Here is a 26446-nt window from a genome sequence, read left to right as displayed (position 1 = left end):
ATGGCTGATTAAACCCAACGGCGAAATGCCGGGGTGGGACCCTGAGGGTCCGACCCCAGACCTTGCCTTTGGGGTGAATTGCGCGATCACATCGCCATTACGCCGCCTTGGACGATTCGAGGAAATCCTGCGCGAATCGTTGAAGAACGCCTCCCGCCTCGTAGATCGACACCTCTTCCGCCGTATCGAGGCGGCAGGTGACGGGCACGTCGACCGTGTCGCCGTTCTTGCGATGGATCAACAAGGTCAGGGTGGAGCGCGGCGTGCGTTCGCCCACGACATCATACGTTTCGCTGCCGTCCAGGCCCAGGGTCTTGCGGTTCACGCCAGGGAGGAATTCCAGCGGCAAGACGCCCATGCCCACCAGGTTGGTGCGGTGGATGCGTTCAAAACCTTCGGCCACGATGGCTTCCACGCCGGCCAGGCGCACGCCCTTGGCGGCCCAGTCGCGCGAAGAGCCCTGGCCATAGTCGGCGCCGGCGATGATGATCAAGGGCTGCTTGCGCTCCATGTACACCTCGATGGCTTCCCACATGCGCGAAATCGTGCCTTCCGGCTCGATGCGCGTGAGCGAACCGGCCTTCACTTTGCCGTCCTCTATGACCATCTCGTTTTTCAGGGTCGGGTTGGCGAACGTGGCGCGCTGCGCCGTCAAGTGGTCGCCCCGGTGCGTGGCGTAGGAATTGAAGTCTTCCTCGGGCAAGCCCATCTTCGCCAGGTATTCGCCGGCCGCGCTGTCGAGCATGATGGCGTTCGATGGCGACAAGTGGTCGGTGGTGATGTTGTCGCCGAGGACAGCCAGCGGACGCATGCCTTTCAATGGGCGTGCGCCAGCCAGCGCGCCTTCCCAGTACGGCGGACGGCGGATATACGTCGTCTGCGGACGCCAGTCGTACAGGGGGCTGACCTTGATGCCGTCATCCGCCTGCGCGGCAAACATCGGGATATACACCTTGCGGAACTGCTCCGGCTTGACGCTGGACGCGACGATGGCGTCGATTTCCTCGTCGGATGGCCAGATGTCCTTTAACAAAATCGGCTTGCCGTCCGCGTCATGGCCCAGTACATCCTTCTCGATGTCGAAGCGGATGGTGCCGGCGATCGCGTAGGCCACCACCAGCGGCGGCGAGGCGAGAAAAGCCTGCTTCGCGTACGGGTGGATGCGGCCGTCGAAGTTGCGGTTGCCCGACAAGACCGCCGTGGCGTACAGGTCGCGCGACACCACTTCTTCCTGGATCACGGGATCGAGCGCGCCCGACATGCCGTTGCACGAGGTGCAGGCAAAGGCCACCACGCCGAAGCCCAATGCTTCGAGTTCCGGCAGCAAGCCCGCTTCCTGCAGGTACAGTTCCACGGTTTTCGAGCCAGGCGCCAGCGACGATTTCACCCAGGGTTTACGCGTCAGGCCCAGGCGGTTCGCATTGCGCGCGATCAAACCGGCGGCGATCATGTTGCGCGGGTTGTTCGTATTCGTGCAGCTGGTGATGGCGGCGATGATGACGGCGCCGTCCGGCATCTTGCCCGGCTCGTTTTCCACCACGCCGGAAATGCCGCGCGCGGCCAGCTCGGACGTCGGCACGCGGTTGTGCGGGTTCGACGGCCCGGCGATATTGCGCACGACGGACGACAAGTCAAACGTCAGCACGCGCTCGTACTGCGCGTCGGCCAGGCTGTCGGCCCACAGGCCCGTTTCCTTCGCATACAGCTCCACCAGTTTCACCAGTTCATCGTCGCGGCCCGTCAGCTTCAGGTACTTGATGGTTTGCGCGTCGATGTAGAACATGGCGGCCGTGGCGCCGAATTCCGGCGCCATGTTGGAAATCGTGGCGCGGTCGCCCAGGGTCAGGTGCGACGCGCCTTCGCCAAAGAATTCCAGGTAGGACGAGACGACCTTCTGCTTGCGCAAAAACTCCGTCAGCGCCAGCACGGTGTCGGTCGCCGTGATGCCCGGCTGTGGTTTGCCCGTCAGCTTGACGCCGATGATGTCGGGCAGGCGCATCCACGAGGCGCGGCCCAGCATCACGCTTTCCGCTTCCAGGCCGCCCACGCCGATGGCGATCACGCCCAGCGCGTCGACCATGGGCGTGTGCGAATCCGTGCCCACCAACGTATCGGGATAGGCTACACCATTTTGCACCTGGATCACGGGCGACATGCGCTCAAGATTGATCTGGTGCAAGATGCCATTGCCTGGTGGAATCACATCGACGTTCTTGAACGCTTTTTTCGTCCAGTCGATGAAGTCGAAACGGTCTTCGTTGCGGCGGTCTTCGATGGCGCGGTTCTTGGCGAAGGCGTCGGGGTCGAAACCGCCGCATTCGACGGCCAGCGAATGGTCGACCACCAGCTGCGTGGGCACGACGGGGTTGACCAGGGCCGGGTCGCCGCCCTGGGCCGCGATGGCGTCGCGCAGGCCGGCCAGGTCGACCAGGGCCGTCTGGCCCAGGATGTCATGGCAGACGACGCGCGCGGGAAACCAGGGGAAATCGAGGTCGCGGCGGCGTTCGATGAACTGGCTCAGCGAAGCGTTCAGGGTGGCCGGGTCGCAGCGGCGCACGAGGTTTTCCGCCAGCACGCGCGAGGTGTAGGGCAAGGTGGCATAGGCGCCTGGCTGGATCGCATCGACGGCGGCACGCGTGTCGAAGTAGTCTAGCTGAGTGCCCGGCAAGGATTTGCGGTGCAGGGTATTCATGTTGGCGTTCATTATTTGCGGTCCTTGATCGGCACGAATTCCAGGTCTTCCGGGCCCACGTAATTGGCGCTCGGGCGGATGATCTTGTTGTCGATGCGCTGTTCGATGATGTGGGCGGCCCAGCCCGAGGTGCGCGAAATGACGAACAGCGGCGTAAACATCGCCGTCGGCACGCCCATCATGTGGTACGACACGGCCGAGAACCAGTCCAGGTTCGGGAACATGTTCTTGATTTCCCACATGACCGATTCCAGGCGCTCGGCGATGTCGAACATCTTGGTCGATCCCGCTTCCAGCGACAGATTGCGCGCCACTTCCTTGATGACGACGTTGCGCGGGTCGGAAATCGTGTAGACGGGGTGGCCGAAACCGATCACCACTTCCTTGTTGGCGACGCGCTCGCGGATATCCGCTTCCGCTTCATCGGGGTTGTCGTAGCGTTTCTGGATCTCCAGCGCCACTTCGTTGGCGCCGCCGTGTTTCGGGCCGCGCAGCGCGCCGATGGCGCCCGTGATGGCCGAGTGAATGTCCGACCCCGTGCCGGCGATGACGCGGCTGGTGAAGGTCGAAGCGTTGAATTCGTGTTCCGCGTACAGGATCAGCGACGTGTGCATGGCTTTTTCCCACGACGCCGACGGTTTTTGGCCGTGCAGCAGGTGCAGGAAGTGGCCGCCGATCGAGTCGTCGTCCGTTTCCACCTCGATGCGCTTGCCGTTATGACTGTAGTGGTACCAGTACAGCAGCATGGAGCCGAACGACGCCATCAGGCGGTCGGCGATGTCGCGCGCGCCCGGCGCGTTGTGGTCGTCCTTTTCCGGCAAGGCGCAGCCCAGCACTGACACGCCCGTGCGCATCACGTCCATCGGGTGGGCGGCGGCCGGCAGCGCTTCCAGCGCCAGCTTGACGGCCGACGGCAGGCCGCGCAGCGACTTCAATTTGGCCTTGTAGCCTTTCAGTTCCGCGCTTGTGGGCAGCTTGCCGTGCACCAGCAGATAGGCGATTTCCTCGAATTCGCAGCTGTCGGCCACGTCCAGGATGTCATAGCCGCGGTAGTGCAAATCGTTGCCGGTCTTGCCGACCGAGCACAGCGCCGTATTGCCGGCGGTGACGCCGGACAGGGCGACGGATTTTTTAGGCTTGAAAGTGGCGGCTTGCGGTGCGGTCATTGTGTTCTCCAGATTGAATAGTCTCGGGTGCGTCACTGCGGGACCTGCATGCGGTCCCTGCTTCTTTACTTATTTCTGCTTATTTCTTTTGCGCGGCGAACAGCGCGTCCAGTTTTTGTTCAAAATCATGATAGTTGATCGATTCATACAGTTCCATGCGCGTCTGCATGGTGTCGACGACGTTCTTTTGCGTGCCATCGCGGCGCAGCGCCTGGTAGACGTTTTCCGCCGCCTTGTTCATGGCGCGGAAGGCCGACAGCGGATACAGGGCCAGGCCCACGTGGGCGCTGCGCAGTTCGTCCAGGGTGAACAGCGGCGTGGAACCGAATTCCGTGATGTTGGCCAAAATCGGCACGTTGACGGCCTTGGCGAACGTGGCGTACATGTCCAGGTCCGTGATGGCTTCCGGGAAGATCATGTCGGCTCCCGCCTCGACGCAGGCGACGGCGCGTTCCAGTGCCGCTTCCAGGCCATCGACGGCCAGCGCATCGGTGCGCGCCATGATGACGAAATTCGGATCCGTGCGCGCATCGACGGCCGCCTTGATGCGGTCGACCATCTCTTCCTTGCTGACGATTTCCTTGCCCGGACGGTGGCCGCAGCGCTTGGCGCCCACCTGATCTTCGATGTGCAGGCCGGCAGCGCCGAACTTGATCATCGATTTCACCGTGCGCGCCACGTTGAAGGCGGACGAACCGAAGCCCGTGTCGGCGTCGACCAGCAGCGGCAAGTCGCACACGTCGGTGATGCGGCGGATATCGGTCAGCACGTCGTCCAGGCTGGAAATGCCCAGGTCGGGCAAGCCCAGCGAGCCGGCCGCGACGCCGCCGCCAGACAGGTAGATGGCTTTATAGCCGGCGCGCTTGGCCAGCAAGGCGTGGTTGGCGTTGATGGCGCCGACGACTTGCAACGGAGATTCTTCCTGGACGGCCTTGCGGAATGCGGCACCTGCTGAGTATTGAGTCATGTGTTCACCTTATGGGTTTCGGATGGTCCCGAATGTTTCATGGAGTGGCTATGAGCATTGGTATTGCAAATGCCGTGCCAGCACCATGCGTCCGAGCGGAAAATGTGCCACGGCACAGTGAAAACCAGGGAAATGGCCACGCAGCGGCGCTGCACGCGCTGTCACGCCAGGGAACAGCGATGTCACGATTCAGGTCAATGATGTTTCAAATATGTTTCAATCATTTCATTTGAAACATTGAAACATGAAACATATGAGACTGCCACCGGGGGCGCGCATAAAAAAACAGCCGGCGGGCGCCGGCTGCAGGTTTGCTGGAAATTCAGGGGCTAAGCCAGCCGCACCAGCGGATTGGCGATGATGTTGTCGATCTGGCGCACGGCTTCTTCGCAGGCGGCGGCAATGGCGCCCTCCTCGTCGTCGCGCACGAACTGCATGGTCGAACCTTCGAATACTTCCAGGCCTTCCGCGGTGGCGCGTTCGATGTCGCAACTGGCCGACCATTTTCCGTCGGTGGTGGGCACGGCCAGGGGAACGATTTCCCAGCCTTTATAGTGAATTTTAGAACTGTTATCCATGGGTGCCTCCTTGGTGACTGACTCAATAGTGGAAATCGTAGCATGAAGCGCTGCCGGCAGCGATGTGTTTCACGCGCCGGCAGGCAATCGGGCTAAACGATTTACGCTGGCTCAAGGACGCAGCAGATTATCGACTTCCGTCTTGGCCACTTCCAGGCCCGCCGTGCAAGCGGTCTCGGGCGCTGCGTAACCGCCCAGGGTGCGGCTGCGCGCGATCGCCTGCGCTTCCGGTTCACCCTCGCGCTGCAGGCGGTAGGTAAAATCCCATAAATCGTCGTTATCCTTTTGCGGGGTCACGGAAATCGTAAATCCCCGGTACTGTTCGCTGCGTGCAGGTATATCGTTCATGAATTCCTCCTTGGAAGAATGAGGTTACCATGCGGCAAGCGCCAGGGTGCGCACGACTGTGACAGGCACATGCGCGCCCGCTTATCTGTTTTTCGCATGTTAAATGTCAATTTGCAGCATTTTTTTAGCGAACTCTGGCGATATAATGCCATTCCCTGACCGCACTTTTTCGCCGTGATGACCCCACAAATCCAAGCCTTCTTCGACCCGGCCACCGCCACCGTCACCTATGTTGTCTACGAGGCCGATGGGCAGGACTGCGCCATCATCGATTCCGTGCTCGACTATGACCCGAAGGCGGGCCGCACGTCCACCGGCTCGGCCGACAAGGTCATTGCCTTCGTGCGCGAACACGGCTTGCAGTGCCGCTGGCTGCTGGAAACCCACGCGCATGCCGATCATCTTTCCGCCGCGCCCTACCTGCAGCAGCAACTGGGCGGCGACGTGGCCATCGGCGCCGCCATCCAGACGGTGCAGCAGGCCTTCGCCGCCGTCTATCACCAGGACGGCGCCAAAGCCGACGGCTCGCAGTTCGACCAGCTGTTCGCGCCCGACCAGGTGTTTCATATTGGTAAGTTGGAAGTGCGCGCCCTGCACGTGCCCGGCCACACGCCGGCCGACCTGGCGTACCAGATCGGCGACGCCGTCTTCGTCGGCGACACCCTGTTCATGCCGGACGTGGGCTCGGCCCGCTGCGACTTCCCCGGCGGTTCCGCTACCCTGCTGTACCGCTCCGTGCAGCGATTATTGTCGCTGCCGCCGCAAACGCGGCTGTTCATGTGCCACGACTACCCGCCCAACGGCCGCGCGCCGCGCTGGGAAGTGACGGTGGCCGAACAGCGCGCCAGCAACATCCACTTGCGCGACGGCATCACGGAAGAGCAATTCGTGGCCATGCGTACGGGCCGCGACGCCACCCTGGACATGCCGACCCTGATCCTGCCCGCCATCCAGGTCAACATCAACGCGGGCAAGCTGCCCGAGCCGGAAGACAACGGCGTGCGCTATCTCAAGATACCGCTGAACGCGATCTGATCCCTGCGGGTACCCGTCCCCGCCGCTCCTTCTTTCTTGACATCACGCAAGTTCCACCCCGGGCATTCCGCATACAGTGCAGATTGCCTGAGTTTGCTTGGGCGCAGCTGTTTCTGCCTTCCCATCCTGGATGGAGCGCCCGCATGTCGCCCGACCCTACGCTCGATACGCATTGCATCCTGCTCGCCGAAGCCGAAGGCACGGCCTTGTTCAGCCATGCGCTGCTCCAGGCCGTCACGCGCTTGCCGCGTCCCGGCATCATCATCTTTGTGCACGGCGTCAATTCCGACGGTGAATGGTATGAGCAAGCGGAACAAGGCCTGTGCGAAGGCCTGAATGCCCGCCTGAAACGCCGCGACGAGGATCTGGCGATCCCTGGCCCGGCCGCCGGACAGATGCGGGCCGCCACTTACGCACGCGAACTGACGGATGACGGCTTCCTCAACCCCAAGCGCAACGCCACCACCTTCCTGCTGGCGGACGACGCCAACTCTCCCGTGATCCGCTTTCGCTGGGGCTACAAGGCCAACGGCGAAGAGTTGCAGGCATTTGGCGACGGCATCTATCTCAACGAAAAGAATTACTGGGGTGGCGGGCCGTTCGCCAACGGCTGCAGCGCCCTGCCTGACCTGTGGGGCCAGGGCTTGTCGGAGGAACTGTTCCTGTGGATGCATATCCAGCACATGAACCCGACGAATGACCGGCAAGTGTATGCCTGCCCGCCGCGCCCGTATTTTGTGTTTGCCGCCTGGCGCCTGGCGCGTCTGGTGCAATCGATCAGGGCGTGCCAGCACGATGCGCCCGTCACCATCGTCTGCCATAGCCAGGGCAATATGGTGGCCATGGCGGCCGCCTTTCTCGGCGAAACGCTGGGGCCGTCCGCCGTGGCCGACAGTTATGTGCTATGCAACCCGCCCTACAGTCTGCTCGATAGCAATTTCACGGAAAACTGGGTCAGCGGCCATCTGAAGGATGAGCATGGCAATACGGGCCGGCAAAAGTACGCGGCGCGCACGCAAACCTTGAAAGCGTTTTTCAACATCCTGCGCACCCGCACGGCAATGCAGCAGGATGCCGCCTTTGTCGACGAGTGCAGCGCCAATCGCAAGCCTGAACGCAAGGACAGCTATACGGCCGCGTTCGACCGCGCAGACTACGGCTTGCATGGCTCCACCTACGGCAGGGTTACCCTGTATTTCAATCCGCACGACCAGGTGATTTCGGCCACGCCCGTGCAGGGCATAGGCTGGCGCGGCATGTCAGCACAGGAAATTGCCGATGCGGGCGGTGAAGGCGTCTTCACGCAGCGCGTGTTTGCGCAAAACCACCTTGTCGGCCAAGAAAATGAAAAGGATTACGACATCTGGCAGCGCAATGGCCAGCCCTTGACACCGGACAGCCTCGATTTCTGGCACCCGCGTTCACTGGTCGCCGAGTACTCGATCAAAAAGGGCATGCGAGCCAGCAAAGGCATCGGCCGCAAGATACTGACCTTCCTCTTCGCCCCCATCGTCATCGTGCTCGCCAGGACGGCCGGCACGCGCATCAACGCCCTGCCGCCCAAGACCTGGCGGCTGCCGATGAAGGCGCCCAGGCTGCCCGAGGCATTCCTGCCGCGCTCGAAGCGCTTTGCCGATACGAGCGAACAATTTGACGAAGGCTGCGATGCCCCCGCCGACTCCCTGCACAAGGACCGCGCCGCCGAAGCCGATGAGGCATATGCGCCTTACCGTTCCCAGGGCAAGGGCGACGCGCAGACCGAAGCGGCGCTGCGCTACGAACAGAACGGCATGCTGCGCATGCAGGCCAGGCGCGACGGCTGGACCGAAAAAGGCAAGCCTGAGACGCCCGTGGACAAGCCGGAGGAGGCTTCCAAAGAATTCAATGCCTGGCGCAAGAACGAAATCCGGAGCTACCTGGCCGCCAACATCGACACCCACGCCACCGATCACTCGACCATCATGACCAATCCCGAGCATGCGCAGAAGGCGCTGGCCTATGACGTGGCGGTGGGGGTGTGCACGATCAGGCAGGAGGCGTTGCGCGAATTAAGGGTCGCGGCGGATTGGAGCCTGTTGAAAGGCTCATCTTTCGAGTCTGGAGAGTTCTTTGAATACTACGACAATGGGACATTTAAAAATATATCTTTATTTACATGGGCAAATGACAAAGACAGCCCTGCCAGAAAACCAAAAAGCATCGTTGACGAGCGCCAGAATGCCAGGCCTGCCGACCCTTCCACCAACTTTGCACTGAGGACTGACGGTGCGTAAGTTCATTGTCACGCCACGCCAGCGACTGGCCTGGGCGCTCGCCACATCTTTCATTGTCATTTGCCTTGCGCTCTGGCTCAACTGGCAAAGCTATGCAGGTCACCAGACTATCCATTCACCTGGAGAACTCATGAAACAGTTCCTTGCGCTGCCCATGCTCGCTGCGTTCACCATGTTTGCGCTATTGACGGCCTGCGCCGTGCAACCTGTGCAGAAGGAAGACGATCTCCCAAAAAACACGACCCATGCTCCCTTCCGGGCACAAGTGGTGGGCCTGCAGTGGCTCAATCCCCTGCAGCGGCTCGACTATCCCACCGAGTGGCAGCTGCTATGGACGTTGGGATTGGCCAAGCCCAACGAAAATGACGATATGCTCAGGACGGATCCCAGGGGCTTCAGCACCTTGCAGGCCGTCGCCCCCATTGCTCACGATATCAATGGCAGGGAAACGTTCAAGGGTTATCACCATAAGTATCTGCGTGAGCTGATGACCAATTTCCACGACATTTATTATTCCAGCCCCACCTACTTCTACCACGTCTATCCCAAGGATAAAAAACAGAACTGGCGCGAACTGGCAGGCATCCGCGTGGAATATGCCCTGCCTGAAGGAAAATTCGATTTGGCAGAAGTACATCAATTCACGCAGCAAACCATCACCGACACCTTCAGCATCGGCAACACTCACTTCCCCACCCTCTGGACCCGCGCCACGCCACCCGACGTGCGCATCACCCTGGGTGGCAACAATGCGGGCTTCGTGTCCCTGAAAGCGGCGCTGGCCTATCTGGAAGCGCATCCGAAGGAAACCGTATGGGTCTTGAACTGGGATGCGCCGAGCCGGCCGAAAACCATGCAGATCAATGAAAACCTGGTGCTGCTGGTGCTGGCCGGGCCTGATTACAAAACGGAGCGGGCGGCGCTGGCGTGGATAGGCTATCCGGCCACGCGCAAGGTAGCCGATTTTGAAACGGGCAAGGACAAGCCGCCACGCGCCGTGCAGGCGTGGCAGGCCGTGTTTGCCGAAGCGGCGCGCCAGGGCGGCAAGACGGAAGAAGACATCGGCTACGTCATCCACGACGCCAACAAGACCTTGCCCACGTCCTCCGACAGCCTGGGCCTGCTGGCGCATGCCTTGAGCCTGGAAGTGCCGGGCTTCGACTTCCTGCCGCAGACCTTCAATACGCCTGCCCTGCTGGGCGAAATGGGCGCCGGCACGGCGCTGACCAATGTCGCTCTGGGCATCGCCCATGCCAACCACGTCGGCCAGCCCGTGCTGGTGGCGGGCACCAGCGATCCCGACAGCGTCACGGGCGTGCTGGTTTCGCCGCCGGCCATCGTGCGCCCCATCAATCACGACCAGCCGTGGTTCCGCGCGCGCGGCGAACACCATGCGTATCTGCCGTGGTGGGGCATCCGCCACGACGCGGCGGACGATATGCAGGGCTACTCAGATTGAAATCCGAAGGCGACGCGCATCACATGGCGTCAAACGCAATAACAAAATGCAAATGATGCGTCTTCCGCCATACCATATCCCTCAGTACCATGTGGTGACCCTATTCGAGGATCCGCCACGCCATGCCTTCACAATCCAAAACCGCTCCATCCAGCCAGCAGGCCACCGAGGCCGCTGGCGCCAGGCCGCCCGTGCGCGGCGCGCTTGCCAGCCTGTCCCTGGCGATGCTGCTGCCCGCGCTGGGCACCAGCATCGCCAACGTGGGCTTGCCCGACATGGCCAGGGCCCTGCAGGCACCGTTCCAGGATGTGCAATGGATCGTGCTGGCCTACCTGCTGGCCATCACCGCGCTGATCGTCAGCGTGGGCCGCCTCGGCGACATGCTCGGCCGGCGCCGCCTGCTGCTGGCCGGTATCGCGCTGTTTGCCCTTGCCTCCATCCTGTGCGCCCTGGCGCCCACCTTGTGGCTGCTGGTTGCCGCGCGCGCCCTGCAAGGCCTGGGCGCCTCCGTCATGATGGCGCTGACCATGGCCTTCGTCGGCAGCATCGTGCCCAAGGCCAGGACGGGCAGCGCCATGGGCCTGCTCGGCACCATGTCGGCCGTCGGCACCACGCTGGGGCCCGCGCTGGGCGGCCTGCTGATCGCGCATTTCGGCTGGCAAGCCATTTTCCTCGTCAACGTGCCGCTGGCCGGCGTGGCGCTGCTGCTGGCCTGGCGCTACCTGCCGGCTGACCAGCGCGGCGCGCACGCCAGGCGGCCCGTGTTCGACCACCGCGGCACCGTGCTGCTGGCGTTGACCCTGGCCGCCTATGCGCTGGCCATGACCCTGGGCCGCGGCCATTTCGGCATGCGCAACGCGGCGCTGCTGCTGGCCGCCTGCGCGGGCGCCTTCCTGTTTGTCCGCATTGAGCTGAAGGCGCCGGCGCCGCTGATACGCCTGGCCATGCTGCGCGCGCCCGTGCTCAGCGCCGGCCTGGCGACCAGCATGCTCGTGTCGACGGTCATGATGTCCACCCTGGTAGTCGGTCCCTTCTACCTGGCGCGCGGCCTGGGCCTGGGCACGGCCGTCACCGGCATGGTGCTGGCGGCCGGGCCGCTGGTGGCGGCGTTCTGCGGCGTGCCGTCCGGCTGGCTGGTGGACCGCTACGGCGCGCAGCGCGTGGGCGGCGCGGGCCTGTGCGGCGCGGCCGGCGCCTGCCTGGCGTTGGCCCTGCTGCCCGCCAGCCTGGGCATCCCCGGCTATGTCGCCCCGATCATGCTGCTCACGGCCAGCTACGCGCTGTTCCAGGCAGCCAACAATACCGCCGTGATGGGCGACATCGCTGCCGACCAGCGCGGCGTCATCTCCGGCATGCTTAATCTGTCGCGCAATCTGGGCCTCGTCACGGGTGCCTCCGTGATGGGCGCCGTCTTCGCCGCCGGCGCCGGCGATATCGCCGGCGCCCAGCCAGCCGCCATGATCCGTGGCATGCACGCCACCTTTGCCGTCGCCAGCGCGCTGATACTCGCCGCGCTGGCCATTTTCGCGCTCGGCCGCGCCCTGGCCAAGCCCCCTACGTCTTCTGGAGACCCCGCATGATGCGCCCCCGTCCGATCCCGTCCCTGCCCGTCCCGCTGTTACTGCTGCTGGCCCTGGCCTGCAGCGCCACCTTGTCAGGCTGCGGCCGCTCCCAGGCCGCGCCTGGCGGTCTGCCGCCCAAGCCCACCGTTTCCGTGGCGCTGCCGGAAACGTCGATGGTGCAGGCAAGCCTCGACTACACGGGCCGCATCGAGCCGTCGCAGCGCGTGGAAGTGCGCTCGCGCGTATCGGGCTACTTGCAGCAGATCGCTTTTCGCGATGGCCAGCAGGTCAAGGCCGGCGATGCGCTGTTCGTCATCGACCCGCGCCCCTTCGCGGCGGCGCGCGACCGCGCCCAGGCCAGCCTGGCCCAGGCCCATGCGCGCAGCAAGCTGGCCACGGCCCAGTTCGAGCGCAGCAGCCGGCTGCAGCAGACGGGCGCGGCCAGCACCGAGGAGCTGGAACGGGCGCGCGGCGAGCTGGAAGGCGCGCAGGCGGCCGTCATGCTGAGCCAGGCGGAATTGCGCAGCGCCGAGCTGGAACTGTCCTTCACCACCATGCGCGCCCCCATCGCCGGCACCGTCTCGGACCGCCGCGTCGATATCGGCAACTACGTGGCCGGCGGCGCGGCGCAGAGCGGCGTGCTGACCACCATCGTTGCGCACGATCCCGTGCGCGCCATGGTCGACCTGTCGGAAGCGGATTTCCAGCGCCTGCGCCAGCAAAGCAGGCTGCCGGGCAAGGTGCAGCTGGCGCTCGATGGCGGCGGCCCCGCCCAGGAAGCCAGCGTCGACTTTGTCGACAACGAGATCAGCGCCCGCTCGGGCACGGTGCGCCTGCGCGCCAGCCTGGCCAACGCCGACCGCGCCGTCATGCCGGGCAGCTTTGCGCGCGTGCGCATTCCCGTCGGCGCGGCGCAAGAGCGCCTGCTGGTGCCCGACGCCGCCATCCTCAGCGACCAGAATAAAAAGATGGTGTTCGTCGTGGACGCGGCGGGCAAGGTGGCGCCGCGCAAGGTGGAACTGGGCGGCCTGCAGGGCGACAAGCAGATCGTGCTGTCCGGCCTCGGACCGCAGGAGCGGGTCATCGTCTCCGGCGTGGCCAAGGTGCGCCCGGGCGACCAGGTCCTGGTGGCCGCTCCCCGCGCCAGCGGCGCATAAGGAGCAAGCATGCGTTTTTCACAATTTTTCATCCGTCGTCCCGTGTTTGCCATCGTACTGTCGATCCTCATCACCCTGGTGGGCGCGGTGTCGGCCATGCGCCTGCCGATCTCGGAATTTCCCGAGATCGTGCCGCCCACGGTGACGGTGAAGGCCAGCTATCCTGGCGCCTCGGCGCAGGAAATCGCCGATACGGTCGCCGCGCCGATCGAACAGGAAATGAACGGCGTCGACGGCATGCTCTACATGTCCTCGCAATCGGTGGGCGACGGCAAGCTGACCATCAGCGTGGTGTTCAAGCCGGGCACCAACATCGAACAGGCGCAGTCGCTGGTGCAGAACCGCGTGGCGGCGGCCGAAGCGCGCCTGCCCGACGCCGTGCGCCGGCTGGGTCTGGCCGTCAAGAAAGCCTCGCCCGACCAGCTGATGGTGGTGCTGTTCGATTCGCCGAAAGGCACGCGCGACCAGCAGTACATCTCCAACTTCATCGGCACCGCCGTCAAGGACCAGCTGGCCCGCATCGAAGGCGTCGGCGACATCTACACGCGCGGCGCGCGCGATTTCTCGATGCGCATCTGGCTCGATCCGGCGCGCGTCGCCTCGCTGGGCCTGAGCGCGCCGGAAGTGATCGCGGCGGTACGGCAAGCCAACTCGCAGGTCGCTGCCGGAGTATTGAACCAGCCGCCCGGCGGCAGCGATGGCGCCTACCAGGTGCAGGTACAGGCGCAAAGCCGCTTGCGCGACGTGGCCGAATTCGAGGCCATCATCGTGGCCGCCCATGGCGACGGTGGCGTGGTGCGCCTGCGCGACGTGGCGCGTGTCGAGATGGGCGCGCAGGATTACGCGGAAAGCGGCTTCGTCGACAACCGCACGGCCATCGCGCTGAGCATCAGCCTGCTGCCCGGCTCGAACGCGCTGGCCACCGGCGACCGCGTGCTGGCGCAGCTGGCCAAGATGGAAGCCGATTTCCCGCAGGACGTCGCCTATCACACCTACTACAATCCGACCGAATTCATCCGTTCCTCGATCGACAAGGTGCGCGACACCATCTTCGAGGCGGCGCTGCTGGTGTGCCTGGCCATGCTGCTGTTCCTCGGTTCGTGGCGCGCCGCCATCATTCCCATCCTGGCCATTCCCGTGTCCCTGGTCGGTACCTTCACGGTGCTGGCCGCGATGGGCTATACCCTCAATACCCTGTCGCTGTTCGGCCTGGTGCTGGCCATCGGCATCGTCGTCGATGACGCCATCGTCGTGGTGGAAAACGTCGAGCGCCACATGGAGGAAGGCATGAGCCCCGTCGCCGCGGCGCAGCGCAGCATGAACGAGGTGGGTTTCGCGCTGATCGCCATCGCGCTGGTGCTGGTGGCCGTGTTCGTGCCGACGGCCTTCATCGATGGCATCTCCGGCATGTTCTACCGCCAGTTCGCCGTCACCATCGCCGCCTCCACCGTGATCTCGGCGCTGGTCTCGCTGACGCTGTCGCCGGCCCTGGCCGCGCTGCTGCTCAAGCCGCAGCTCAATGCCAACAGCCTGGGCGCGCGCTGGATGGCCATCTTCAACCGCGGCTTTTCCCGCCTGACGGGCGGCTACGTGCAACTGACCGGGCGCATCCTTTCGCGGCGCTGGCTGATGCTGCCCGTGTACCTCGTGCTGGCGGGCCTGACCCTGTGGCGCCTGGACGTCACGCCGCGCGGTTTCGTGCCGCAGCTGGACCGCGGCTATGCCATCGTCTCGATCCAGCTGCCGGCCGGCTCGACCCTGGCGCGCACCAGCGCAGTGGTGCAGGACGCCACGGCACGCCTGATGAGCCACCCCGGCGTGGCCCACACGGCCGCCTTCGTCGGCACCGACGGCGCCACGTTTACGTCGGCGCCCAACACGGCCGTCATCTTCACCATGTTCAAGGACTTCGGCGCGCGCGCCAGCGCTGGCCTGGACGGGCCGGCCATGCTGGGCGCCCTGCGCGGCAAGCTGGCGCCCATCAGCGCGGCGCGCGTGATGGTGATACCGCCGCCTTCCGTGCGCGGCATCGGCACCGGCGGCGGCTTCAAGCTGATGCTGCGCGACACGGGCGGCCTGGGACCGCAAGCCTTGCAGGCGGCCGCGCGCGGCATCGCCGAGGAAGCGGCCAGGCTGCCCTCGGTGACGGGCGCCTTCACGCCGTTCAACGCCATGAGCCCGCAGATCAAGGTTGAACTGGACCGCACCAAGGCCGAATACCTGGGCCTGCCGCTGCTGCGCGTCAACGAGACCCTGCAAAGCTACCTGGCGCCCGTGTTCGTCAACGACATGAACCTGATGGGCCGGGTCTGGCGCGTCACCGCGCAGGCGGACGCGCCCTACCGGCGCAGCGTGGCCGACCTGGCCGCGCTCAAGACGCGCGCCGCCAGCGGCGACATGGTCCCGCTGGGCAGCGTGGCCACCTTCAGCGAAGGCACGGCGCCGTTCCGCGTGCCGCGCTACAACCTGTATCCCGCCGCCGAAATCCAGGGCAGCACCAGGCCTGGCTACTCGACGGGGCAGACCATCGCCGCGATGGAAGAACTGCTCAAGGCGCGCCTGCCGGCCGGCTTCGACTACGAGTGGACGGAACTGGCGCTGCAGGAAAAACACGCGGGCGCCAGCACCGGCATGGTGCTGGGACTGGCCGTGCTGCTGGTGTATTTGCTGCTGGCGGCCCTGTTTGAAAGCTGGCTGCTGCCCCTGTCCGTCGTGCTGATCGTGCCCAGCTGCGTGCTGGCCACGCTGATCGGCGTGTCGTGGCGCGGCCTGGACAACAACGTGCTGACGCAGATCAGCATCGTGGTGCTGATCGGCCTGGCGGCCAAGAACGCCATCCTGATCGTCGAATTCGCGCGCCAGGCGATGGCGGCCGGCGCCGATGCGCGCGCAGCGGCCATCGGCGCCGCCCGCACACGCTTGCGGCCCATCCTGATGACGTCGCTGGCTTTCCTGCTGGGCGCGATACCGCTGATGCTGTCTTCCGGTGCGGGCGCGGAAATGCGCCAGTCAATGGGCACGGCCGTCTTCGCCGGCATGCTGGGCGTGACCTTGTCCGGCCTGTTGTTTACACCCTTGTTTTTTACCTTGCTGAGCCGCCGCCGCGCGGCGCCGGCCACGCGCACGGTCGCACTGGGAGAAGCCGCATGAGCCGCATGACAACCCTGAACACGCGCCGCGCCGCGCCGCTGCTGGCGGCGGCCATGCTGGCCCTGGCCGGCTGCAGCGCCGGCACGCCCACGGCGACGCGGGCGCTCGATCCGGCGCAACTGCCGGTCCTTCCCTCGGCGGGCGGCCCGGAACTGCAGGCCGGCGCGCCGCCGGCGCTGTGGTGGCAGGAACTGGGCGATGCCAGGCTGGCGCAGCTGGTGCGGCGCGCCTGGCAAGACAACTACGACGTGCGCATCGCCGCCGCGCGCCTGGCCAGCGCCAGCGCGTTCGCGCAGGCCGCGCGCGGCGCCCGCCTGCCGACGGTGGATCTCGACGCCCAGGCCGGACGCGCGCGCCTGGCGCCGATCGAGGGCGGCGACGGCCAGCCGCACATCGCCTCGCCGGTGCAGTGGAGCGCCGTCTTCAGCTGGGAGCTCGACCTGTTCGGCCGCGTGCGCCACAGCATCGCCGCTGCCGAGGCATCGGCGGACGAACGCGCCGCCGTGCGCGACGACGTGCGGCGCCTGATCCTGGCGCAGGTGGTGGACGCCTACCTGGTGCTGCGCGGCGCGCAGCAGATGCGCGCCAGCCTGCAGGAGCAGCTGTCGAACCAGTCCGGCACCCTGCAACTGGTGCGCGAGCGCGAAAGCGCGGGCCGCGCCGCGCCGGCCGAGCGCATGCGCGCCGAGGCGCAGATGCGCCTGGCCGGCGCCCGCCTGCCCAGCCTGAACGCCGAAGAACGCGTGGCGCGCAACCGGCTGGCGACGCTCACCGGACAGCGTCTCGATGCGCCGGAACTGGCGGCGCTCGACCAGCCGATGCCGCTGGCGCTGCCGCAATCCTTGCTGACGGACGAGCCGGCCCACCTGCTGCTGCGCCGGCCCGACGTGCGCGCGGCCGAACGCGCGCTGGCGGCGGCCAGCGCGCGCGAAGGTGCTGCCATCGCCGAGCGCTTCCCGCGCATCAGCCTGGGCGCGCTGTTTGGCGCCTCCGGCGTGGCCGGCGACTGGAATGGCGGCGATGCGGCGCGCTGGCAGGCGGGCGCCGCGTTTTCCCTGCCGCTGTTCGACGGCGGCACGCGCCGCGCCCGCGCAAGCGCGGCTGGCGCCGAGGTGCAGGCCGCGCAGGCCGGCTTCGACAAGGCGCTGGCGCTGGCGTTGGAAGAAGCCGACAGCGCCATCGCGCAATGGGTGCAATTGCGCAGCCGCCATGCGCAGCTGCGCCTGGCGCACCAGCTGGCGCAGGAAAGCGCGCGCCTGGCGCGTGTGCGCTACCAGGAAGGCGCGGAAAGCCTGCTGGGCGTGCTCGAAGCGGAACGCATTGCGCTGGCCGCGCAGGAGCAGCTGGTGACGGCGCACCGCGACGTGGCCATCGCCACGGCGCGCGGCTACACGGCCATGGCCGGCGGCTTCGACGGGCCCGTGCAGCAGGCCGCTGCCGGCGCCATCAGCCGGCGCTGATCCGGGCCGCGCAGGCGTCGACCACGCAGCCGCGCAGCCAGCGGTGGGCGGGGTCGGCATCCATGCGCGGATGCCACATCAGCGATACGGTCAGGTCGGGCATGCCTAGCGGCAGCGCAAAACTGAACATGCCGGCGCGCAGATTGCCCGTATGCCGTTCCGGCACGGTGGCGATCAGGTCGGAGCCGGCGGCCAGCGCCAGCGCCGCCGTGAAGCCGCCGACGATGCTGGCGATCGTGCGCTGCAATCCCAGCGCGGCCAGCGCGTCATCCATCGGTCCCGTATCCTGGTCGCGCCGCGCCACCAGCACGTGCCGGCCGGCCGCATAGCGCTCGGCGCTGATGTCGCCTTGCGCCAGCGCATGGCCGCTGCGCACCACGCCGACGAAACGGTCGCCGAACAGCCTGCGCGTGCGCACTTCCGGGCTGGTCAGACTGCCGATCACGCCCGTTTCCAGGTCGATGCTGCCCTCGCGCAGCTGCACGCTTTCGCGGTCGACCTTTTGCACGAAGCGCAGGCGCACGCCGGGGGCCTGCGCGCCGATATGCGCGAGCAGAGCCGGACCGAAATTTTCCACGAAGCCGTCGCTCGAACGCAGCGTGAACGTCTGTTCCAGCTGGCGCGGATCGAGCTGCTCCGCCGGTCCCAGCACGGCCAGCGCCTCGCCCACCAGGTGGCCCACCCGTTCGCGCAACTCCAGCGCGCGCGGCGTGGGCACCAGTTCACGCCCGGCGCGCACCAGCAGCGGATCGCCGGTCGTCTCGCGCAGGCGCGCCAGGGCGCGGCTCATGGCCGAGGGACTCAGACGCAAGCGCCGCGCCGCGCGCGTGACGCTGCCTTCGGCCAGCAGGACATCGAGGGTGATCAACAGGTTCAGATCGGGTAGCGACATTGGCGCTTACTCGCCCTGCTCCGGCGCGCGGCCGATTTCGCCGTCGATATTGGCCAGGAACCAGGCCAGCGACGACATCAGCGCCACGTTGCGCTTGAGGTTATCCGGATCGACCTTGTCCAGGGTATCGGCCGGCGTATGGTGGTAGTGGAAATAGCTGTGGCTGTCGACCAGCGGCTCGAAACTGGGCACGCCGCCCGTTTCCAGACGGTGCAGGTCGCCCGTGCCCAGCGCGTCGCGGCGCGTGAAGGCGTGCGCGCCCATCGGCAACAGGGCCGCGCGCAGCGGCGCGAACAGTTTTTCCGACTTCGGTCCCACGCTGGCGAGGATGCCGAACGGGCGGCCGGCGCCGCTGTCCATCTCGATGGCCGCATATTGTTTGCCGAGCGCCTGCTTGTGGGCCTCGAAATACGCCTGGCCGCCACGCCCGCCGTTTTCCTCGTTCATCCAGGCGATCACGCGGATGGTGCGGCGCGGGCGGTAGTCGAGCTTTTTCAGGGTTTCCACCACGCCCATGGCCGCCACCACGCCGGCGCCATCGTCGTGCGCGCCCGTCGCCAGGTCCCACGAATCGAGGTGGCCCGAGACCACCACCACTTCGTCCGCCTTGTCCGTGGCCGGCCAGTCGGCGATGACGTTGTAGCTGTCCGCTTCCGGCAGGTTTTGCGGCGTCAGGGTCAGGTGCATTTTCAGCGCGCCGCGCGCGGCCAGGCGGCCGATCAGCAAGGCGTCTTCCACGGTGACGGCGGCAGCCGGAATGCGCTTGTTGTCGTCGAGACCCGTGGCGCCCGCGTGCGGGATGCGGAAATCGGCGCCGCCGACCGAGCGCACCAGCGCGGCGGCCGCGCCCAGGTCCGCCGCTGCCTTCGGGCCGAGGAAGCGCGCGCGCGACCCCTGGCCGTAAGTCACGCCGGCCAAGCCCCGCTCGGCCATTTCCTGGTCGAACGGCGTGTCGATCAGCACAATGGCGCCCTTCACTTCCGGCGCGCGCGCCTTGAGTTCGTCCAGGCTCCTGACGATGATCAAGGGTGCCGTCAGGCCGGCGGCCGGCGTGGCGCCCGAACCGCCCAGGGCGGTCAGCACCACGCGCTGCGACACGCCCTGCGGACGGCCCGCATAATCGACGATTTCCGCCGTTTCCACGCCGCGCACCCAGTGCGGCACTTTCACGGGCTGCAAGGTAACGGTGGCGCCCAGCTGGCGCATGGTGTCGGCCACCTGCCGCACGGCGGCGGCCGCGCCGGCGGAACCGGACAGGCGCGGACCGATCAGGTCCGTCATGTCGGCCAGGCGGGCGTAGGCCCAGTCGCTGTGCAGCGCCGTGTCGCGCACCTGCGCCAGCGCTTGCGGCGTATTGCCTGGCGCGGCGGCAAAGGCGCCGGCGCTGACGATGCAGCCCAGGGCGATGGATAAAACGGAACGGCGCAGTGGCGCGCCAGTCAGGATGGTATGCATGTAATGTCAATTCCAGTCAACAAGGTCGAAGCGGGTACGCCGTGGCCAGGGGCAAGGCGCGGCTTTCTACGATAGCGTATTTATTCTGTCATTGCAGCAACTTTTGCGGGAGCGATTGCTTCTTTCCCCCAGAGTCGATTACCATCAGGATCGTGATCGCTACCGGATACCGCCATGCTCAAGGGAACACTCTGTACCGTCCGGCATTTGCAGGCCGCCGACCTGAATACCTATATTTCCCTCGTCAACGACCTGCCCTCGCGCGGCGAGTTTTTCTCGATGCAGTTCAAATCGCCCGAGGCCATGCGGCGCGACTTCCTGCAATCGGGCTTCGTCACCGAGGACAGCGAATTGTTCCTCATCGAAGACAAGGCCCAGCACATCATCGGCACGATCACGCATTTCAAGAGCCGCACGCCCGCCTCGCGCGAGATCGGCTACCGCCTGTTCGACCGGCAGCGGGATGGGCAGGGCTACATCAGCGAAGCGACGCGCCTGGTGGTCGACTATCTGTTCAGCGCCTATCCGTATCACCGGCTGGAGCTGCTGATGGACCCGCTGAACATCGGCTCCGAGCGCATCGCGCAAAAGAACGGCTTTACCCAGGAGGGCTTGATGCGCCAGGCCTTCTTTATCAACGGCGTGATGCGCGATGTCAAAATGTACAGCCTGCTGCGGCCCGAATGGCAGGCGCGCCTGCGCTGACTTGTTACCGCTCCGCCCCGATTGTAATAAGTTGTATTAGACGTGGAACAAGCTTGCGGCAGCAGATATAGTCCAGTGCATGCAGATCATTGTGATCTCGCCGGAATGGAAGGAAATGCCATGTTGAACAAGAAACTCCTGGGTGCGGTAATGGTAGCGGCAGTGGCTGTGTCTTCGGCCGCAGTCGCCGGTGACCGCGACTTCAATACCGTTGCAGGCGCCGTTGTCGGGGCGGCCATTGGCAACAGCACCGGCGGACGCAATGGCGCGATCGTCGGTGGCGTGCTGGGCGCCGCCGTCGGCAACAGCATCAGCACGAATGACCGCTATTACGACCGTGGCGGCTATCGCGGCGGCTACCGCGAAACCTATTACGCGCCTGCGCCGCAACCGGTGTACTACGCCCCGGCCCCGCAGCCCGTGTATTACGCGCCGCCTCCGCGCTACTACGGCCCGCCGGCCGTCGTCTACGTGCAACCGGGCCGCGGCTACTACCGCGACCATGGCCGCCGCGACTACTATGACCGCGGCCACGGCCACGGGCATGGCTGGGGCCATCGTCGCTGATCGGCACCCACCATCCGCCAAAACCTGCGCCAGCCTGCTGCCGCAGGTTTTTTTTGCAGGATAGGCAAGGTATCGCCACCGCACAATATCGGCTAAGCTGTGTCCTATGATCAACATTGCGCCCGCCTGGACCGCACCGACCGATGCATTTAATCAAAGACGCGCTTGACTTCGGCCCCTGGCTCGATGCCGCCGCCGGCACCAGCGTGGGCGCCGGCCCCCTGCCACGGCGCGAAAACCAGGACAACTTCCTGCTGATCGATGCCAGCGGCCATGCCGTCTGCCTGTCGCGCCAGGCGCCGTTTCATTGCCAGGTGCCGGGCTGGCCGCGCGGCCACGTGCGCGCCGCCGTGCTCGACGGCATGGGCGGCCACGGCCTGGGGCGTGAAGCGGCGGAAGCGGCCGTGCAAGGCTTGCTGGCCGTACCCGCCTGCCTCGATACGGCCAGCCTGGCAGCCAGGCTCGACGAGTTGCACACGCGGCTGCAGGACACCTTCGCCAGGACGGCGCCCGCCCAGGCGCGCCCGCCCGGCACCACCCTGACCTTGCTGGAAGTGCCGCCCGGCGAAGCCCCGCTGCTGTATCACGTGGGCGACTCGCGCCTGTATGAAATTGCCGACGGGAAGGCCAGCATCCTCACCGTCGACCATGTGCCGGCCACCGTGTACGCCATGCGCGGCGCCCTCGACGAGACGCGCTGGCGCGCCGCCGTGCACGGCGAACACCATCCGCAAATCTCGCAGGCCTTTATTTTAGGCAACGCCATCAGCGACAGCTTGCAGCTCGACAAGCCGCTGCGCGGCCTCGATGCGGCCGCCTTGCCGCCGTTCCTGGCCCACCTGGGCGACCGCCGCGTGCTGCGCGTGCGCCCCGGCGCCCACTATCTGCTGGCCAGCGACGGTTTCTGGGCCTGCGACGATCCGCTGGCTCTCACGGCCCGCTGGCCCGCCTTGTGTGCCGGCAAGACCGCGGCACAGGCCGTCAGCGCCCTGTTCGACGATTTCCTCTCGCATCCGCCCAAAGGCTTGCATAGCGACAACATTACCGTGCTGGCGCTGCGCTTCGATGCGGCATTCACCGTCCCGGGCGGCTAGCGGCCAGCCGCGCAAGGCGGCATCGTGACGCGAATCGCAACGGGCCGCATAAATGGCGCATGCCCGTGAACCATGGCCGTGGCGCGCGGTCTGACGGAAGAATCTCTCCCAACGTCACCAGGAGCATGCCATGAGCAACAACACCGCTACACCGCAGGCCGGCGCAGCCGGCGCGCCCGACTACGCCGCCATCAAGCAGCGCCAGCAAGCAGGCTGGGCCAGCGGCGACTTCGCCGTCATCGGCGTGACCCTGCAGCCGGTCGGCGAATCGCTGGCCGAAGCGGCCGACATCCGCGCCAACGAAGACGTCATCGACATCGCCGCCGGCAACGGCAACGCCACCCTGGCGGCGGCGCGCCGCTTTGCCCGCGTCGTCTCCACCGATTATGTGCCGGCGCTGCTGGACAAGGGCCGCGCGCGCGCCGAGGCGGAAGGGCTGGCCGTGACCTTCCGCGTGGCCGACGCGGAAGCCCTGCCCTTCGCCGATGCCAGTTTCGACGCGGCCTTGTCGACCTTTGGCGCCATGTTTACGCCCGACCACCGGCGCGCGGCCGGCGAAATGCTGCGCGTGCTGCGTCCTGGCGGGCGCATCGGCATGGCCAACTGGACGCCGGACGGCTTTATCGGACAGCTGTTCAAGACCATCGGCAAGTATGTGCCGCCCCCGGCAGGCGTGGTGTCGCCGGCCCGCTGGGGCGAAGAAGCGTATGTGCGCGACCTGTTCGGCCACGCGGCCGAGCAAGTGCACAGCCAGCGCAAGGTCTTCAATTTCCGCTATGCCTCCGCTCACCACTGGGTGCAGGTCTTCCGCGATTATTACGGCCCCGTCCACAAGGCCTTTGCCGCGCTCGACACGGCTGGCGCCGAGGCGCTGGAGCAGGAACTGTTCGCCCTGCTCGAACGGCTGAATACGGCAGGCGCCCACTCGCTGGTGGTGCCGGGCGAGTATCTGGAAGTCATCATCGACAAACGGCGCGGGTGAAATACATGCCAAAACAACATATCCAGAAAGATATAAAATGTGTTTTTGAGCAATAGTTTCCATGGCATGCATGGCAAGGTGTGACCAAGGGGATGAATTTGGACAAAAAGAGCGCATTCCGGTGCGGCGAAAGTTGCCAAGCAGGCGCAAAAGCGCGTAAGCTCTCATGTATAACAGAGGGCAAAACGTCCCCGCTCGATTCGAGTCAGAATGTCATGAAAAAATGCAGCAACCCGGAGCACCCGCACTGTACGTTCTGGGTCTTGCCTGGGGAAACAGTCTGCGCGGGCAACCACCTGCAAGCGGCGACTGATCCCAGCAGCTACGACCTGTTGACCGCACTGCGCAGCGCCCGTTCCGAGCCATCGGCAACGGCGCTTCCGCACGCCCGTGCGCATGATGCCGGGCTGCGCGATGCGGTGATACGCGATGCCGCTCAAGCGGTGACCAGCCCTGCGCCAGCCTCGGCCCCCGCCGGCCTGCCGGCATTTACCCCAGTGCCCGCCGCACAGCCGGCCACTGCGCCGGCCTACCAGCCGATTCATGCCCACCTGCACATCAGCGGCTTCGATCCCCGCGCGGCAGGCGGACGGCAAACCCTGAAAATGGAGTTGCGCGGCATGAGCGCCACCTGCGCGCCGCAGCTGACCTTGCGCCTGCGCTCGGACCTGATCCCCCGTGGCTTTGTCCAGCATGATTTCGTGCGCGCCACGCGCGGCGACTGGCGTCCCGTGTTTGTCGAGTTTTCCTCACGCAACAAGGAACACGGGCAATACCAGATCGAGGTGGAAGTACATAGCCAAGTCGATGGCGCCGTGGCGCAGAAATGGGTATGCACCTTCGTCATCCTCGTGCCGCGCCGCGACGCCACCCTGACGGAAATCCACCAGATCTTCCTCAGCACGCACAAGAACGTGCGCGTGATGGCCGACGATGCCTCGATCGCCCGCGTGACGGGCGGCGATGGCTGCAACCTCGACGTCACCGCGCGCAATGCCGGCATCGCCCACGTGGATTTATCTTCCCCGCAAGGCAAGATCGACATGGGTTTTACCACCATCGCCTGGGACGAAGAGCTGATCGAAGTCGACCTGCCCGCCGCCAGCCACTGCCACCCGCACCCGAGCCAGGCCGCTTGCCTCGTCAATGCGGCGCCGGAAGCGGGCGAACAGCGCCAGATCCGCCTGTTCGCGCTGGAAGAATGCATGCTGGGGCGTTTCGAGCTGGTGGACCCGGAAGCCGATGTGCTGCTCAGCCATTTCAGCCCCGACGGCCAGGACAACAATGGCTTGACGCGCCGCCTGTCGGGCCGCCACGCCCTCATCCGGCGCGGCCAGCAAGGCTTTGAAATCGAGGATGTATCGCGCTACGGCATGCTGCTCGACGGCGTGTGGCCCGGCAAGCACAAGCCCGTCGCCCTGCGCCTGGGCATGCGCATTGAATTGTCCGCCAGCATCAAGGGCATCGTCGTGCTCAGCGTCACGGCCCTGCTCGCGCACGGCGTGATCCTGCACCGCCTCGACCACGGCGCCCGCGCCGAGTGTTTTTACCTGCTGCTGCCCGACACCCAGCCCACTCCGTCCAGCCACCTGGCCACGCCGCAAGCCGGCTGCCTTCCCGTGCTGTTCCACCGCAATGGCGGATTCTGGCACCTGGACACGGCCAGCGGCAAGGAAACCGCGCTGGCCCCCGCCACCGCGCTCGATAAACTGAGCGGCTTCGCGCGGCATAACCGCTTCGCCAGCGAACCGTATCCGGAATGCTGGATCATCCGTACCGAAGGCGCGGCGCTGTGCGATAGCACCATGCAAACTGCATAAGAACACTGTTGTAAATCTGCAGTTATCCGCACGGTACTAGCGTGGTATCAGTACGAGAAAAATCATCGACAGGCCCAGAATAAACACCGCTTCCAGCGTAAACACGATGGCCGGAATCTGCAATTCGCGCGGGATTTTCATGGCGACACCTCTTAAAACGTAAGTCTGCTTTCAGCATAGCGCGTCCTGCGCCAAATACATTATCAGCCGCACAACACACTTGGCCGGCCGGCATCAGGCGCCGAGTTCGCCATCACGTCCATCCCGAAACATAATTTAACAAATTATCGACAGATATTCCGCAAATAGCCCACAGCGACGCCCTTGCGTACTGTATATTCATCCAGTTAATATCCATGACATTTCACAAAGCGCCCAGAGGGCGTTTTACATTTCCTATGGCTTCCAACAAAGCGCATCATGCGACCGGTTGGGCTGCCGGCGTGATCGCCGCGGCCCTGGTCGCGCACGCTGGCGCCGGTGGCCCCTATCAAGTGCTGAGCATGCTCGCCTTTGTCATGGGGGCACTTGGCGGCACGGCGCCGGACTGGCTGGAAGTGGCCTGGTGGGCGCGCACGCACCGGCTGTGGATCACGCACCGTACGTGGACGCACTGGGGCCTGGCCTGGATCGCCCTGCTCGTCTACACCTACCTGCAATTGCCGCATCATGTCTGGGCGCCGCCCCTGTTCGGCTTTGCCGCGGGCGGCATCATGCATCTGCTGGCAGACTGGCCCAATCCCCTGGGCGTGCCGTGGATCTTTCGCCGCCACTCGCTGCGCTGGTGGAAAAGCGGCCGCCACGACATCATCGTCATCATCGCCGCCTGGCTGGCCGCCACCATCGTGGCCGACCACGTGTTTTTCGACGGCATCCACTGGCAGCGCAGCGTGCTGGCGCTGGACAGCCTGCTGCACTGGTCCGCCACGGCCCTGCAGCAAGCCTGGGCGGATCTGCAACACTGGCAGGAGCGCTGGCGCCTGGGCGGCGGACAGTAATTGACGCCGCCCGCATGGCAATGTGATAATGAGTATCATTCTCAAACAGCCCAGCCAGCCGGCACCCCGCGTTCCGTCAGCCCAGC

Annotated in this window: 20 protein-coding genes; 13 read left to right on the top strand and 7 right to left on the bottom strand. The window is 65.6% G+C overall.

What is annotated here, in order from left to right; translation table 11 throughout:
• Window positions 1-97: 97 nt before the first annotated feature.
• From acnD to AC07X6_RS12465, 5 genes are all read right to left on the bottom strand, one after another.
• Complete coding sequence (gene acnD / locus AC07X6_RS12485; protein WP_494791164.1) at window positions 98-2692, bottom strand: Fe/S-dependent 2-methylisocitrate dehydratase AcnD; 2595 nt, start codon at window positions 2690-2692, stop codon at window positions 98-100.
• An 11-nt stretch (window positions 2693-2703) separates the two neighbouring features.
• Window positions 2704-3858: a bifunctional 2-methylcitrate synthase/citrate synthase gene (gene prpC / locus AC07X6_RS12480; protein WP_494791163.1), complete on the bottom strand. Its 1155-nt coding sequence runs from the start codon at window positions 3856-3858 to the stop codon at window positions 2704-2706.
• Window positions 3859-3937: 79 nt separating this feature from the next.
• Window positions 3938-4825, bottom strand: a complete 888-nt coding sequence (prpB, locus tag AC07X6_RS12475; protein WP_034783951.1) for a methylisocitrate lyase — start codon at window positions 4823-4825, stop codon at window positions 3938-3940.
• A 329-nt stretch (window positions 4826-5154) separates the two neighbouring features.
• Complete coding sequence (locus AC07X6_RS12470; protein WP_086144807.1) at window positions 5155-5403, bottom strand: hypothetical protein; 249 nt, start codon at window positions 5401-5403, stop codon at window positions 5155-5157.
• Window positions 5404-5514: 111 nt separating this feature from the next.
• Window positions 5515-5751 carry a hypothetical protein gene (locus AC07X6_RS12465; protein WP_494791162.1) on the bottom strand — a complete coding sequence of 79 codons (237 nt, stop codon included), beginning with the start codon at window positions 5749-5751 and terminating at the stop codon, window positions 5515-5517.
• 177 nt (window positions 5752-5928) lie between these two features.
• Between AC07X6_RS12465 and AC07X6_RS12460 the strand changes: the two genes are divergently transcribed.
• The 7 genes from AC07X6_RS12460 (at window position 5929) to AC07X6_RS12430 (ending at window position 17847) form a co-directional block, all read left to right on the top strand.
• On the top strand, window positions 5929-6786 hold the full coding sequence (locus tag AC07X6_RS12460; RefSeq protein ID WP_494791161.1) for an MBL fold metallo-hydrolase: 858 nt from the start codon (window positions 5929-5931) through the stop codon (window positions 6784-6786).
• A gap of 143 nt (window positions 6787-6929) precedes the next feature.
• Window positions 6930-9059, top strand: coding sequence for a T6SS effector phospholipase Tle3 domain-containing protein (locus tag AC07X6_RS12455; protein ID WP_494791160.1), 2130 nt, complete (start codon window positions 6930-6932; stop codon window positions 9057-9059).
• Window positions 9060-9189: 130 nt separating this feature from the next.
• The gene (locus AC07X6_RS12450) at window positions 9190-10518 is read left to right on the top strand and encodes a hypothetical protein (protein ID WP_494791159.1); all 1329 of its coding nucleotides are present in this window, start codon (window positions 9190-9192) and stop codon (window positions 10516-10518) included.
• Window positions 10519-10640: 122 nt separating this feature from the next.
• A complete protein-coding gene (locus AC07X6_RS12445; RefSeq protein WP_494791158.1) occupies window positions 10641-12098 on the top strand; it encodes an MFS transporter in 1458 nt (485 codons plus the stop codon).
• Complete coding sequence (locus tag AC07X6_RS12440; protein ID WP_494791157.1) at window positions 12095-13237, top strand: efflux RND transporter periplasmic adaptor subunit; 1143 nt, start codon at window positions 12095-12097, stop codon at window positions 13235-13237. The genes AC07X6_RS12445 and AC07X6_RS12440 overlap by 4 nt, the downstream gene beginning before the upstream one ends.
• Window positions 13238-13246: 9 nt before the next feature.
• Window positions 13247-16387 (top strand): efflux RND transporter permease subunit, encoded by a 3141-nt coding sequence (locus AC07X6_RS12435; RefSeq protein ID WP_494791156.1) that lies wholly within the window; start codon window positions 13247-13249, stop codon window positions 16385-16387.
• Window positions 16384-17847: an efflux transporter outer membrane subunit gene (locus AC07X6_RS12430; protein ID WP_494791155.1), complete on the top strand. Its 1464-nt coding sequence runs from the start codon at window positions 16384-16386 to the stop codon at window positions 17845-17847. The genes AC07X6_RS12435 and AC07X6_RS12430 overlap by 4 nt, the downstream gene beginning before the upstream one ends.
• Here the strand turns inward: AC07X6_RS12430 and AC07X6_RS12425 are convergent.
• The gene (locus tag AC07X6_RS12425; protein WP_494791154.1) at window positions 17834-18739 is read right to left on the bottom strand and encodes a LysR family transcriptional regulator; all 906 of its coding nucleotides are present in this window, start codon (window positions 18737-18739) and stop codon (window positions 17834-17836) included. The two genes, AC07X6_RS12430 and AC07X6_RS12425, sit on opposite strands and share 14 nt — an antisense overlap.
• Window positions 18740-18745: 6 nt before the next feature.
• Complete coding sequence (locus AC07X6_RS12420) at window positions 18746-20194, bottom strand: M20/M25/M40 family metallo-hydrolase (protein ID WP_494791153.1); 1449 nt, start codon at window positions 20192-20194, stop codon at window positions 18746-18748.
• 174 nt (window positions 20195-20368) lie between these two features.
• Between AC07X6_RS12420 and AC07X6_RS12415 the strand changes: the two genes are divergently transcribed.
• From AC07X6_RS12415 to AC07X6_RS12390, 6 genes are all read left to right on the top strand, one after another.
• The gene (locus AC07X6_RS12415; protein WP_494791152.1) at window positions 20369-20899 is read left to right on the top strand and encodes a GNAT family N-acetyltransferase; all 531 of its coding nucleotides are present in this window, start codon (window positions 20369-20371) and stop codon (window positions 20897-20899) included.
• Between the two features lie 120 nt (window positions 20900-21019).
• Complete coding sequence (locus AC07X6_RS12410; protein WP_034751896.1) at window positions 21020-21466, top strand: glycine zipper 2TM domain-containing protein; 447 nt, start codon at window positions 21020-21022, stop codon at window positions 21464-21466.
• A 143-nt stretch (window positions 21467-21609) separates the two neighbouring features.
• Entirely contained in the window at window positions 21610-22560 is a 951-nt protein-coding gene (locus tag AC07X6_RS12405) for a PP2C family protein-serine/threonine phosphatase (protein WP_494791151.1), read from the top strand.
• Window positions 22561-22690: 130 nt separating this feature from the next.
• Window positions 22691-23542 (top strand): class I SAM-dependent methyltransferase, encoded by an 852-nt coding sequence (locus AC07X6_RS12400; RefSeq protein WP_494791150.1) that lies wholly within the window; start codon window positions 22691-22693, stop codon window positions 23540-23542.
• Between the two features lie 215 nt (window positions 23543-23757).
• Window positions 23758-25362 carry an FHA domain-containing protein gene (locus AC07X6_RS12395; protein ID WP_494791149.1) on the top strand — a complete coding sequence of 535 codons (1605 nt, stop codon included), beginning with the start codon at window positions 23758-23760 and terminating at the stop codon, window positions 25360-25362.
• Window positions 25363-25760: 398 nt separating this feature from the next.
• Window positions 25761-26360: a metal-dependent hydrolase gene (locus AC07X6_RS12390; RefSeq protein ID WP_494791148.1), complete on the top strand. Its 600-nt coding sequence runs from the start codon at window positions 25761-25763 to the stop codon at window positions 26358-26360.
• Window positions 26361-26446 lie beyond the last annotated feature (86 nt).

The organism is Janthinobacterium sp. GW460-12-1-14-LB5, assembly GCF_059423585.1.
This window is presented reverse-complemented; position numbering and strand designations above follow the sequence as displayed.